Here is a 12,183-nt window from a genome sequence, read left to right on the forward strand (position 1 = left end):
ACCTGGGCGGTCCCGCTGCTCGCGGCCCGGCGCCTGCGCACGACCGCCTAGAGCGCGACCGCCCAGGTCACGGGGTGCGGGGCGACGCCGCCGTCGCCTCCGGCGGCTCGGGAGTGTGCGCCTCGGCGGTCTCGTCCGCGCGCGACTCGACCGCCGACGCTCCGGCGGCCAGGTAGCGGGCGGCAAAGGAGTCGATGCGGCGAGGGGTGGCCGTGAGCGCGACGACCGCCCGGCCGGTGCCCGGCTGCACCGTGAACTGAGCCTGCGAGCCCCAGGTGCCCCCGGTGTGCTCGATCATGGGCGCCGGACCCGAGCCCACCAGGAACCAGCAGAGCCCGAGCTGCAGGTCGTCCTTGAGGCGGTGGTGCGGAGTGACGGCCAGGCGCAGTCCCTCGGCGACCTCCGCGGGCGCCGGGCCGAGCAACGCATCCGCCAGCCGCTGCAGGTCGTCGAGCGTGGAGGCGTACATGCCCGCGGCCGGCATCGCGTCCTTCAGGTAGGGCAGCCCGACGCCCTTGCCGTTCGTGGGCCGCTCCACCACATCCGGACCCGCGGTCGGCCGATCGAGTCCGGTCCTGGTCATGCCGAGCGGATCGAGGAGCCGCTCGCGGATCAGCTCCGCGAACGGCACCCCGGTCACCGCGGCGAGTGCGTCGCCCAGGAGCCCGACGCCCATGCTGGAGTAGCGGAAGCGGCCGTCTCGACGCGCGCGTCCGGCGCTGGCCGACAGCAGCTCGCGGTAGCGGTCGTCGTCCACACCGCGCCACGGGTCCTTGACGCTGAACCCCAGCGCGGTGGCGAGTTCGCGCCGCACGAGCCGCCGCGGCGTGTTCGGCAGTCCGGAGCGATGGGTCGCCAGGTCGAGCAGCGTGGGCGCGGCCCCTCGCCACGGGAGGCGCTCACCGCGCGCGTCGTCGATCGGCTGCTCCGCGTCCACGTCGCCGGCGGCCAGGAGCACGCCGAACAGGGAGCCCGTGAGCGCCTTGCTCACCGAGCCGATCTCGAAGCGCGCGCGTGTCGCCTCCACCGGATAGGCCACCTGCGTCCACTCCCCGGAGCTTCCGCGGAGGGCTGCCGCGACGGAAGCCTCAGCCGAGCCGGCGAGCGTCGCCAGCTCCGTCGCCGGGTCTCCGAACCCCTCGCTGCGCTGCATCGATCATCCCCTGCCGTGTGGTCGTGCGCTGTGCTTCCACCGTAGGGAGGGCCCGCGGGCACGCACATCCACCGGCAGGGGGACCCGCACGAAGGGTCGGCGTTAGTGCTTGATCGACTCAAGCACTTGTGATGTAGTTGAGTCACTCAAGTAAAGGAGTACCCATGCCCGCATCGCCGAACGTTCCCCCGCAGATGAACGCGGTCGTGCTCGACCGGTTCGGAGACGAGGACGAACTCCGGTCGCGCGAGATCGCCGTCCCCGAGATGGGCCGGAGCGACGTGCTCCTCCGCGTGCACGTCGCCGCCGTGGCCTCGTGGGACGCGGTCGAGCGCCGCGGCGATTACGACGGAGTCTTCGGCATCCCGTCGCGCTTTCCCTACGTGCTCGGGTGGGACGCGGCGGGGACCGTGGCGGCGGTCGGCAGCGAGGTCACGCGCTTCGCGGTCGGCGATCGGGTCTATGCGGCATCCACCCCGGTGCCCCGCGGGGGCTTCTACGCAGAGTACGGCGTCGTCGACGAAGAGCACGTCGCGCACGTACCCGCGCGTCTGTCCCTCGAGCAGGCGGGCGTGATGGCGTGGGACGCCCTCACCGCGCAGAGCGGCCTCGATGCACTCGACCTCGACCGCGGACAGACGCTCCTGGTGTTCGGCGCCAGCGGCGGCATGGGGCACATGGCGGTGCAGCTGGCACGCCAGCGTGGCCTGCGGGTGCTCGCGGCGTCGTCCGGCGCGGATGGTGTCGCCCTCTCGCGCGAGCAGGGTGCCGACGCGGTCGTCGACGGTCGCGCGGAGGACGTACTGGTCGCGGCGGAGGAGTTCGCCCCGGACGGCATCGACGGCGCCCTGATCACGGCGGGCGGCCCCATGGCGGAGCGCGCCCTGCAGGCCCTCGCGCCGTCGGGGCGGGTGGCGTGGCCGCACGGAGTCCATCCGCTGCCCGCCACCGCGCCTGCGGTGCCGATCCTCTCGTTCGACGGCGACCGCACACGAGCCGCACTCGACCGCCTCAACGTCGCCATCGAGTCGGGGCCGTTCACGCCCCACGTCGCCCGGCGGTTCCCGATGTCGCAGGTGCGGGATGCCCACCGTGCGCTCCGCGATCACTACGTCGGCAAACTGGCGCTGATCATCCGCGGCGACGGGCTCCTCCCGCCGGCGGTCGCGGGTCGGCCGTAAGGTGTGTCCGTGATCACCTGCGTCGTGACGTACACGGTCGACCCCGCCCGCATCGAGGCATTCGAGAGGTTCGCCCGCGCGTGGATGGATCTCGTGACTCGCCACGGCGGCATCCACCACGGGTACTTCCTGCCGTCGGAGGGGAAGAGCGACGAGGCGCTGGCGCTGTTCACGTTCCCCTCGCTCGCAGCCTACGAGGTCTACCGGCAGCGCTTCGGCGTCGATCCGGAGTTCATCGCCGCGGACCGGATCCGCGACGAGAGCGGCTGCGTCCTCCGCTACGAGCGCACCTTCATGCGCCCGCTGCTGCCCGCGGAGGCTCCCGAGCTCCACGATTGATTGATCGCCTCAAGCGCTTAGGATCGGGGCATGGCAGTCACCCACCGCGTCGCGACCGGGACCTCGGAGGCCGAAGAGCTTCTCCTCGACCTGGTGAACGCGTACGAGCAGGCCTTCGACCGCGCCGCCGAATCCGTCGGACTCAGCGCTGCCCAGGCGTGCGTCCTCGGGCGGCTCTCCCGGTCCCGGTCGATGGGCGGGCTCGCTGTCGAGCTCGAGTGCGACGCGTCGAACATCACGCAGATCGTCCGTCGCCTCGACGGCGCGGGCCTCACCTACCGAGAGGCCGCCGCCGAGGACAAGCGCGTCCGGATGGTGGCCCGCACCCCGAAGGGCGACGCTCTCGACCGCGACTTCGGGCGTGCCTTCTCGTTCGCACGGGAGGCGCTCGCGCGACTGTCCGACGAGGAGCAGGAGCTCCTCACCGCGCTCCTGCGCAAAGCGCTCCCGCCGGCGGGAGACCCGTCAGTGTTCTCGTGACCGCAAGGACGCGCGTTCTGGTCTACATCGAGCGCACCAGCGACTCACTGAGCGCGGACACCGAATCAGACGTCCTTCCTCGGCTGGGACCTCTGGCTGGCCGGCGGCAGGCGTCTCAGCGGTCGCTGAGGAACGGGGCCGAGCGTGAGTAGCCGCCGTCCACGACGGCATCGCAGAGAAAGCGGGCGAGATTGGCACGCGTGAGCGTCGTCCGCCTCCCCGATACATGCGGGTCAACGTCGAGCTCGCTGAGCGGTCCGTCGATCAACCGGGGCACGCGGGCGAGAGTCCAGTCCAGGCCGCTGTGCGCCCATGCCGAATACTCTTCGATCTTGTCTTTCGCGAGCTCGCCCCCGAGTCGGTTCAACAGCCAGGAGATGACCTTGTCACGCGGACGTTTGCGGTCCGCGGGAAGAGTGAGGCCGGCCACGCTGATACCGACGTAGCGGCTGATATGGGCCTCAGCCATGGCGGACGTCACGATGCCGGCCGTGTCGCGCAGCAGCGTCGCGTCCTTACCTACCGGACCCAGCGCTGAAGCGATGGCGTTCGCACCGTCGATGGTGCGGGCGACAGCGTCAGGATCGCGGACATCACCCTCGATGAGGGTCACGCGGTCGGCGACCATTGCCGCTTTCTTCGCGTCCCGCACGAGCATGACGACCTGCTGTCCCCTTTCGAGAAGGTCGTCGACGAGGAGGGATCCGGTGCGGCCGGTACCGCCGAGAACAGCGACCTTCATGAGGAAGCTCCTTCATTGTTCAGGAAAGGGGGAGGCGGCGTCGGCGGGTTCACGGCAACAACGCTGGCGAAACGAGAAAGGAGAACGGAGAAGGTGTGGACCTCGTCGGACGTCCACCCTTCGAGCACACGTTGCAGGTACTCGAGGCGAAAGGTCTCGGACTCTCGCCGCAGCCGCCGACCCTTCTCGGTCAACGTGAGTCCGCGCCGACGAGCATCCGCGACGGCGGACACCTTGTCGAGATAGCCCCCGTCGACGGCGCGAGCGCACAACCGGCTCGCTGTCGTCGGTGTGACTCCCAGACGCTCCGCGGCCTCGGTGACCGTCAGGACACCTTCGCCCTCGCCCACGGCATGCACGAGGAGCACCGTCGAGAGGTCGACGGTCGGCGACGCGCCGCGAGCCGGGCGCCCGGAGGTCGTCGGAGCCCAGATCCGGCGCATCGCGAGCAACGCATCATCGATCCTGGCCAGGTCCATGCGTATAGTTGTATCATACAGATATGTCTGAGCTCAGAGCAGGGGTCTTCGTTACCGGCGCGACGGGCTCGGTAGGCGCTGCCGTCGCCTCCTGCCTCCTCAGCAAGGGTGAGCGCGTCGTCGCCGCCGTCCGCAGCGATTCCGCGGCGGAGCAGTTGCCGCCGCGGGCAGAGGCGCGAGTGTTCGACTTCGGCGGCGACGCCGACGCGATGCGAGAGGCCCTCGAAGGGTGCGATCGCCTATTCCTCATGCGTCCGCCACCGATCGAAGACGTCGAGCGGTACCTCTTTCCTCTGATCGATGCCGCCATGCGTCTCAGCATCCGTCAGATCGTGTTCCTCTCACTACAGGGCGTGGAGCACAACAAGGGTGTTCCGCACTACCGCGTGGAGAAGTACCTGGAGAGAATCCGTGCTCCGTACACGTTCCTCCGTCCGAACTTCTTCATGCAGAACCTCTCGACCACATACCGCGACGACATCCGCGACCGTGATCAGATCTTCCTGCCAGCCGGACACGCCTTCACGGCATTCATCGACGCACACGACATCGGAGCGGTCGCTGCCGCGGTGCTCACCTCACCGGGGCACAACAACAAGAAGTACACGCTGAACGGAGAGCAGACCCTCACCTATCGCAACGTCGCCCGGATCCTCTCCGACGTTCTCGGCCGTCGAATCCGGTACCTCCGGCCGAGCGAGGACGAGTACCTCGCTCGGCTCGCCGGGGAAGGCTACCCGCAGGACTACATCGACGTGCAGAAGATGATCTACCGTGTCGTCCGTTTCAACGTCTCCGCCTTCCCCAACCGATCGGTACGACGACTGACCGGACGACCCGCCACGACGTTCCGGCAGTTCGCGGACCGCGAACGCGCCGCTTGGGTGCGCTGACGACGTCTGAGGTCTCGTCGATTGAGCGCCGACGACGGGCGGACGACCCGCGCATCCTGATCGTCCGGAGCGCGACACCTCCCTGACCGAGACGCGCAGCTCGTCTCCCGCGATGAAGCCCTCCACCGCTCAGAGCTCGGCGCCGTCTCACATCAGTCGACCAGCAGCGCGGGCTCCTCCAGGACCGAGGCGACGTCGGCGACGAAGCGGCTCATGCCGTCGCCGTCGATCACACGGTGGTCGAACGAGCCGGCGACCGTGGTCACCCAGCGCGGACGCACCTCACCGTCGACGACCCACGGCTTCTGACTGATCGTGCCCATCGCCACGATGCCCGCCTCGCCCGGGTTGATGATCGGCGTTCCCGCATCCATCCCGAACACACCGATGTTCGTGATGGTGATGGTGCCGCCCTGCTGGTCGGCCGGAGGCGTCTTGCCCTCCCGCGCCGTCAGCGTCAGCCGGTTCAGGGCTCGGGCGAGCTCCTTCATGCTGAGGTCCTGGGCGTCCTTGATGTTCGGCACGAGCAGGCCGCGCGGCGTGGCGGCCGCGATGCCCAGATTCACGTAGTGACGGACGGCGATCTCGGCCCCGGCCTCCGTATCGATCCACGCGGCGTTGACCATCGGGGTGCGTCGCACCGCCCAGATCACCGCGCGTGCCATGAGCAGCAGCGGCGAGACCTTGATGTCGGCATAGTCCGGCGACGCCTTGAGGCGCTTCACGAGCTCCATCGTGCGGGTCGCGTCGACCTCCTTCCACACCGTCACGTGCGGGGCCGAGTACGCACTCTGCACCATCGCCGACGACGTGGCCTTGCGCACGCCCTTCACCGGGATCGATTCGGTGCGGTCGTCGCCCGCCGCCGAGGGCCGGGTGGCCGTGAGGCCCCGCGCCAACCCGGACGGCGCCGCCGATGGAGCGGGCACCGTCTCCTCGCGCACACTCCCCCACTCGGGCGTCTCGATGTTGCGGAACACGCTGGCCTGCGAGGCGTGCTTCACCACGTCGTCCCGGGTGACCTCGCCGTCCGCACCCGTCGGGGTGACCGTGGTGAGGTCGACGCCGAGGTCGCGGGCGAGCTTGCGGATGGGCGGCTTCGCGATCACGCCCACCGACGACCGCACGGGGCGCTCGGCCGGACGCTTGCGGCGCGACGTCGCCCCGCCGCCCGAACCGTAGCCGACCAGCACCGAGCCGCCACCCTCCTCGGGAGCGGGTGCTTCGGCCGTGACGACGGCGCCGGGACCGGCGTCATCGCGGGCGTCCGTCACGAACGTGATGATGGGGGTCCCGACCTCGACCGTCGCTCCCTCGTCGACGAGCAGCTCACCCACGACGCCCGCGTGCGGAGAGGGCAGCTCGACCAGCGACTTCGCGGTCTCGATCTCGCAGATCACATCGTTGATGGCGACCCGGTCGCCCGGTGCCACCTTCCACGCGACGATCTCCGCCTCGGTCAGACCCTCACCGACATCGGGAAGGGGGAAGTTCTGCGTGCTCATGCGTGATCCTCTCGTGGACCGGATTCAGTAGGCGAGGGAGCGGTCGACGGCCTCGAGGATGCGGTCGGCATCCGGCAGGTACGCGCCCTCCAGCTTGGCGGCAGGGAACGGCGTGTCGTAACCCGACACCCGCAGCACGGGCGCCTCGAGCGCATAGAACGCGCGCTCCATCACGGTCGCCGCGATCTCGCTGCCGAGGCTCGTGTGACCGGGAGCCTCCTGCGCGTAGACCATGCGGCCGGTCTTGCGCACCGAGCCCAGGATGGGGTCGTAGTCGACCGGCGACAGCGACCGCACGTCGACGACCTCGCAGCTCGTGCCCTCGGCTTCCGCGAGCGCCGCGGCCTGCAGCAGCGAGGTGACCATCGCGCCGTGGCCCACGAGGGTCACGTCGCTGCCGGTGCGCACCACCCGGGACGAGTGCAGCGGCACGGCCGACGCGTCGAGCTCGACCTCCCCCTTGGGCCAATACCGGCTCTTGGGTTCGAGGAAGACCACCGGGTCGTTCGACGCGATGGCCTCCTGGATCATCCAGTACGCGTCGTTCGCGGTCGACGGCGACACCACGCGCAGACCGGGGGTATGCGTGAAGTACGCCTCCGGGCTCTCCTGGTGGTGCTCGACCGCGCCGATGTGCCCGCCGTAGGGGATGCGGATCACGATCGGCAGGCTGAGCGAACCCGCGTGGCGGTTGGTGAGCTTCGCGAGCTGCGTCGTGATCTGGTCGAACGCCGGGAACACGAACCCGTCGAACTGGATCTCGACCACCGGACGGAACCCGGCCATCGCCAGGCCGATCGCGGTGCCGACGATGCCCGACTCCGCCAGCGGCGTGTCCAGCACCCGCCGGTCGCCGAAGTCGCGCTGCAGGTGCTCGGTGATGCGGAACACACCCCCGAGCTTCCCGATGTCCTCGCCCATCAGGAGGACCTTCGCGTCGTCCTCCATCGCCCTGCGCAGCCCCGCGTTCAGCGCCTTGCCGAGCGGCATCGTCTCCAGGGTCACCGGGCGTCTCCTTCGAACGAGGCCTCGTACTGCGCACGCCACGCCTTCTGCTGATCGATCAGCGGGTGCGGGTCGCTGTACACGTGGTCGAACATCTCGTCGGGGTCGGGCATGCCGAGGGTCACCGTGCGCGCGCGCAGATCCTCCGCGGCGTCGGCCGCCTCCGCGTCGACCTCGTCGAAGAACCGCGCTGAGGCGCCGCGATTCTCCAGGAACGCGCGCATGCGCACGATCGGGTCGCGTCCCTCCCACATCAGCTCTTCGTCGTTGCCGCGGTACTTGGTGGGGTCGTCGCTCGTGGTGTGCGCACCGAGCCGGTAGGTCACGGCCTCGATCGCGCGCGGACCGCCGCCCGCGCGTGCCTCGTCGAGCGCCACGCGGGACACCGCGTAGCTGGCGAGCACGTCGTTGCCGTCGACGCGCACGCTGGGAATGCCGTATCCGGCGCTGCGCTGCACGAGCGGCACGCGCGACTGCGTGGTCACGGGCACCGAGATCGCCCAGTGGTTGTTCTGCAGGAAGAACACCGTCGGAGCCTGGTAGCTCGCGGCGAAGACCATGGCCTCGTGCACGTCGCCCTGGCTGGAGGCTCCGTCGCCGTAGTAGACGATGACGGCCTCGTCCCGCTCGGGGTCGCCGGTGCCCGAGCGTCCGTCGAACGCGACCCCCATCGCATAGCCCGCCGCGTGCAGCACCTGCGAGCCCAGCACCAGGGTGTACAGCCGCGTGTTGCCGTTCTTCGGGTCGGTGGGGTCCCAGCCGCCGTGCGAGACACCGCGCATCAGCTTGATGATGTCGAGCGGGTCGACGCCGCGGATGCGCGTGACCGCGTGCTCACGGTACGACGGGAAGATCGTGTCCTGCGCGCGGGCGGCGCGACCGGAGCCGACCTGCGCCGCCTCCTGGCCGCGGCTCGGCGGCCAGAGGGCGAGCTGCCCCTGGCGCTGCAGGTTCGTCGCCTGGGTGTCGATGGCCCGGATGCTCACCATGTCGCGGTAGAACTGCTCGAGCTCGGCGTCGGGGATCGCCTCGACGAGCGGCAGATACTGTTCGGCCTCCGCCGTGGGCGCGACCTTTCCGGTCTCGTCCAGCACGCGTACGAGGGGGGTCTCTGGGGTGCTCACGGGCCCCACGCTACCCGTGCCGGCATTCCGGGTCACGCATACCTAGGGCCCCCTCGTATCTTCGCGGAAGCCCGAGATTCCGCGGATCCCGGGGGATCAGCGCTGCGCTGCGGCGACCTCCAGCACGCGGTCGAGCGACTCCTCCTCGCCGACCGAGATGCGGATCCCGTCACCCGAGAAAGGCCGCACGATGAGGTCGGCGGCCACGAAAGCGGCGGCCACCTCGTCGGTGCGCTCCCCGGTGGGCAGCCACACGAAGTTGGCCTGCGAGTCGGGCACGTCCCAGCCGAGCGCGCGGAGCCCGGCCACCAGGCGCTCACGGCGCTCCACGATGACCGCGACGCGCTCGAGCAGTTCGTCCTCGGCGTCGAGGCTGGCGATCGCGGCGCTCTCGGCGGCGGACGTGACCGACAGCGGGATACCCGTGGTGCGTGCCGCGTCGAGCACCTTCTCGTGCCCGATCGCGTAGCCCACGCGGAGACCGGCCAGGCCGTACGCCTTGGAGAAGGTGCGCAGCACGACCACGTTCGGGTGCCGCTCGAACACGCGGGCGGCGAGACCGTCGACGGCGTCGGGTGCGGTCACGAACTCGGCGTACGCCTCGTCGAGGATCACGAGCACGTCGGCCGGAACGCGGTCGATGAAGCGGTCGAACTCCGACGCCGTGATGATCGGGCCGGTCGGGTTGTTGGGCGTGCACAGGATGAGGGCGCGCGTGCGGTCGGTCACCGCCGCGGCCATCGCGTCGAGGTCGTGCCGCGCATCGGCCGTGAGAGGCACCTGCACGCCGGTCGCCCCGGCCACGAGCGGCAGGCTCGGGTACGCCTCGAACGACCGCCACGCGTAGACCACCTCGTCGCCGGCCGACGCGGTCGCGAGGATCAGCTGGTGCAGGATCGACACGCTCCCCGAGGCGACGTGCACCTCGTCGGGCCGCACGCCGTAGCGCGCCCCGAGACGCTCCCGCAGCCGCCCGGCCGTGGCGTCCGGGTAGCGGTTGATCGGGGTGGTGCGCTGCAGCGCGTCGACGACCGAGGGCAGCGGCTCGAACGGGTTCTCGTTGCTGGACAGCTTGAAGGCCTCGGGCCCCGCCTGCTTCCCCTGCCGATACGGCGCGAGGGCGGCGATCGCGGGACGGATGCGGGGCAGGATGGGCTCGGTCACGCGTCGAGTCTAGGCTGACAGCTCACGGTCGCCGTGGGACACTGAACGGACTATGCGCTTCATCATCCGCGTCGTCGTCAACGCCTTCGCCATCTGGGTCGTCACCCTCATCCCGGTCCTTCAGGTGACCGTGACCGCCTTCCCCCCGGGAGAGACCCTGCAGCTCGTGCTCACGCTGCTCGCGGTCGGCGCGATCTTCGCCCTGGTGAACACCATCATCGGCACGGTCGTGAAGGTCGTGGCCTTCCCGCTGTACATCCTCACGCTCGGGCTCATCGGCTTCGTGATCAACGGCTTCCTGCTGTGGCTGACGGCCTGGATCACGAGCAGCTTCGGCTGGGGGCTGTCGGTCGGCTCATTCTGGTGGGGCGTGCTGGCCGCCCTGATCATCTCGATCATCAACGGGATCTTCGGCGCCATCCTGCGTCCGCAGAGCAAGCGCTCGCGCCGCGACTGACGTGGGGCCGTTCGAGCCGCAGCCCCTCGGCGAGCGGCAGGGACGAGATGCGGCGGCGGGCGTGACGCGGCGCGCCGTGGTCGCCGCGGCCTGGAGTGTTCCCGTGGTCGCGGCCGTTGCCGCGGCCCCGGTCGCCGCGGCGAGCGCGACCCCGGAGCTGACGGCCTGGACCGTGACCGCGTGCGAGTCCGCCGACCGCATCACCCTCATGCTGCGCAACGACACCGCGGATCCCCTCCAGACGTACCTCGAGCTCACCGCCGACGGCGCTCAGCCGGACGCGGGCCCCGGCCCCCTGCTCTCCCCGGGGGAGACCCGCCCGTTCGGCTTCGGGCTCGTGCCCAACGGCGGGTACACGATCCGCGCGAGCACCGACGGGGGGCTCCGGTTCCAGCAGCGCGTGGAGCTCGACTGCGCTCCGCTCGGACTGACCGCGCGGATCGACCCGGACGACGGCTCCGGCGTGCTGACCGTGCACGTGCGCAACGACTCGACGGCGCCCATGACCGTGACCGTCGCGTTCGACCTGGGCAGCGACGGCAGCCCCGAGTCCACGGACACCGTGGTGCTGGCGCCTGGCGAGGAGCGCGCCCTGCCCTACCCCGCCCCGCAGACGGACTTCACCGTGCGGGTGTCGAACGACCAGGGGTACGCGCTCGTGGAGTCGTTCGCGTTCGCCTAGCCGCACCGTGGCGGACCGCAGCAGTTCATCCGACGCGTTCGGCACGGTATTCGGTGCGCTCCACCTCGGTGGCCTCGCCCAGTTCGGTCCAGTACCGGCCGAGGGCCTCGGCGCGCGGGTCAGACGAAGCGTCCACCAGGCGGGCGGTCTCCTCGTACTCCTCGATCCCGTGCGACCCCAGTCCCAGGTCGTCCGGGCCGGGCAGCGGTTCGACGAGCCTGCTGGCCGTGAAGCTGTCGGCCGAACCCGTGCCCTCGGCGGAGCCGCCCGTCGCGAGCCGGGAGACCACATCGTCGGCATGGCGCAGCTGCACGAGCGTCTGATCGTCGTCCAGCGTCGGCTCCGACGGACTGCCCGCCGTGATCTGCAGCTCCACGTCGAAGTCGCTCTCCATCGCGACGTGCGCGGCGATCATGCCCGACTGCGAGTACGCCACGACGTCCACACGATCCCCGGGCTGCGCCCCGGACGCTGCGAGCGCATCGAGGGTCGCCTGGTACGACGCCGACCGCGTACCGGCGTACAGCTGCACGTTCGAGCGCATGTCCCACGGCTCCGTCCCGGTCGGGGCGAGCGACACCGACCGCGTGCCGGAGAGATACGCCACGTAGCGGGTCGCACCGTCCTTCATCGTGTAGCGCTCGACGGCCACCTGGGCGCCGCCGCTCTCCGGAAGGCGGCGCAGCGCCGCGGTGAGGTCGGCAGGAGCCCGCGGCGCGGACCGGGCGACCGCCGTCACGCGCACCGGATCGGCGTGACCCCGGAGGCGCTCCCCCGGCTGCACCTTCGCGAAACCGGTGGTCGAGCCGAGCAGCTGGGTCACCGCGGCCGCCGGAGCCACCGACGGCCCGAGCCCGCCGAGGAGCACCCCGGGGCCGAGGAGCGGACGGGTCGTCCACTGCAGCACGAGCGCGGTCGCGACGAGGCCGAGAGCCGGGTCGGCGGCGAGCAGACGGTCGAGCCGAGCCTGCGCCGCCGA

13 protein-coding genes and 1 pseudogene are annotated in these 12,183 nt (G+C 70.6%); 6 read left to right on the plus strand and 8 right to left on the minus strand.

The annotated features are described in order from the left end of the window. Nucleotides 1-67: 67 nt before the first annotated feature. Nucleotides 68-1,153, minus strand: a complete 1,086-nt coding sequence (locus tag DW299_RS00810; protein WP_136035297.1) for a serine hydrolase domain-containing protein — start codon at nt 1,151-1,153, stop codon at nt 68-70. A gap of 164 nt (nt 1,154-1,317) precedes the next feature. On the opposite strand from DW299_RS00810, the gene DW299_RS00815 reads away from it, so the two are divergent. The 3 genes from DW299_RS00815 to DW299_RS00825 are packed head-to-tail and all read left to right on the plus strand — an operon-like array spanning nt 1,318 to nt 3,153. Next, entirely contained in the window at nt 1,318-2,334 is a 1,017-nt protein-coding gene (locus DW299_RS00815; RefSeq protein ID WP_205814305.1) for a quinone oxidoreductase family protein, read from the plus strand. A gap of 9 nt (nt 2,335-2,343) precedes the next feature. Next, complete coding sequence (locus DW299_RS00820) at nt 2,344-2,673, plus strand: NIPSNAP family protein (RefSeq protein WP_136035298.1); 330 nt, start codon at nt 2,344-2,346, stop codon at nt 2,671-2,673. A 30-nt stretch (nt 2,674-2,703) separates the two neighbouring features. Beyond that, nucleotides 2,704-3,153, plus strand: coding sequence for a MarR family winged helix-turn-helix transcriptional regulator (locus DW299_RS00825; protein ID WP_136032060.1), 450 nt, complete (start codon nt 2,704-2,706; stop codon nt 3,151-3,153). Nucleotides 3,154-3,268: 115 nt separating this feature from the next. On the opposite strand, the gene DW299_RS00830 is transcribed toward DW299_RS00825, so the two are convergent. Together DW299_RS00830 and DW299_RS00835 are read right to left on the minus strand one after the other, a co-directional pair. Next, entirely contained in the window at nt 3,269-3,895 is a 627-nt protein-coding gene (locus tag DW299_RS00830; protein WP_136035299.1) for an NAD(P)-dependent oxidoreductase, read from the minus strand. Continuing rightward, nucleotides 3,892-4,374, minus strand: coding sequence for a MarR family winged helix-turn-helix transcriptional regulator (locus DW299_RS00835; RefSeq protein ID WP_136035300.1), 483 nt, complete (start codon nt 4,372-4,374; stop codon nt 3,892-3,894). The genes DW299_RS00830 and DW299_RS00835 overlap by 4 nt, the downstream gene beginning before the upstream one ends. Nucleotides 4,375-4,397: 23 nt before the next feature. Between DW299_RS00835 and DW299_RS00840 the strand changes: the two genes are divergently transcribed. Next, a complete protein-coding gene (locus DW299_RS00840) occupies nt 4,398-5,267 on the plus strand; it encodes an SDR family oxidoreductase (RefSeq protein WP_136035301.1) in 870 nt (289 codons plus the stop codon). A 152-nt stretch (nt 5,268-5,419) separates the two neighbouring features. Here the strand turns inward: DW299_RS00840 and DW299_RS00845 are convergent, their stop codons facing one another. The 4 genes from DW299_RS00845 to DW299_RS00860 all read right to left on the minus strand — a co-directional run bounded on the left by DW299_RS00845 (nt 5,420) and on the right by DW299_RS00860 (nt 10,065). Beyond that, nucleotides 5,420-6,772 (minus strand): dihydrolipoamide acetyltransferase family protein, encoded by a 1,353-nt coding sequence (locus DW299_RS00845; protein ID WP_136032052.1) that lies wholly within the window; start codon nt 6,770-6,772, stop codon nt 5,420-5,422. A 24-nt stretch (nt 6,773-6,796) separates the two neighbouring features. After that, entirely contained in the window at nt 6,797-7,762 is a 966-nt protein-coding gene (locus DW299_RS00850; protein WP_168443048.1) for an alpha-ketoacid dehydrogenase subunit beta, read from the minus strand. An 11-nt stretch (nt 7,763-7,773) separates the two neighbouring features. Beyond that, nucleotides 7,774-8,901 carry a thiamine pyrophosphate-dependent dehydrogenase E1 component subunit alpha gene (locus DW299_RS00855; protein ID WP_136032047.1) on the minus strand — a complete coding sequence of 376 codons (1,128 nt, stop codon included), beginning with the start codon at nt 8,899-8,901 and terminating at the stop codon, nt 7,774-7,776. A 96-nt stretch (nt 8,902-8,997) separates the two neighbouring features. Further along, nucleotides 8,998-10,065: a histidinol-phosphate transaminase gene (locus DW299_RS00860; protein ID WP_136035303.1), complete on the minus strand. Its 1,068-nt coding sequence runs from the start codon at nt 10,063-10,065 to the stop codon at nt 8,998-9,000. A 52-nt stretch (nt 10,066-10,117) separates the two neighbouring features. Between DW299_RS00860 and DW299_RS00865 the strand changes: the two genes are divergently transcribed. Further along, a complete protein-coding gene (locus tag DW299_RS00865; RefSeq protein WP_136032042.1) occupies nt 10,118-10,522 on the plus strand; it encodes a phage holin family protein in 405 nt (134 codons plus the stop codon). A gap of 61 nt (nt 10,523-10,583) precedes the next feature. Next, nucleotides 10,584-11,204, plus strand: a complete 621-nt coding sequence (locus DW299_RS00870; protein ID WP_168443047.1) for a hypothetical protein — start codon at nt 10,584-10,586, stop codon at nt 11,202-11,204. Nucleotides 11,205-11,229: 25 nt separating this feature from the next. Here DW299_RS00870 and DW299_RS18755 read toward each other — a convergent pair. Further along, nucleotides 11,230-12,183 (minus strand): annotated as a pseudogene (locus DW299_RS18755) (hypothetical protein); the annotation flags it as partial.

It is taken from the genome of Microbacterium sp. K35, assembly GCF_004794375.1.
GTDB classification, from domain to species: domain Bacteria; phylum Actinomycetota; class Actinomycetes; order Actinomycetales; family Microbacteriaceae; genus Microbacterium; species Microbacterium sufflavum.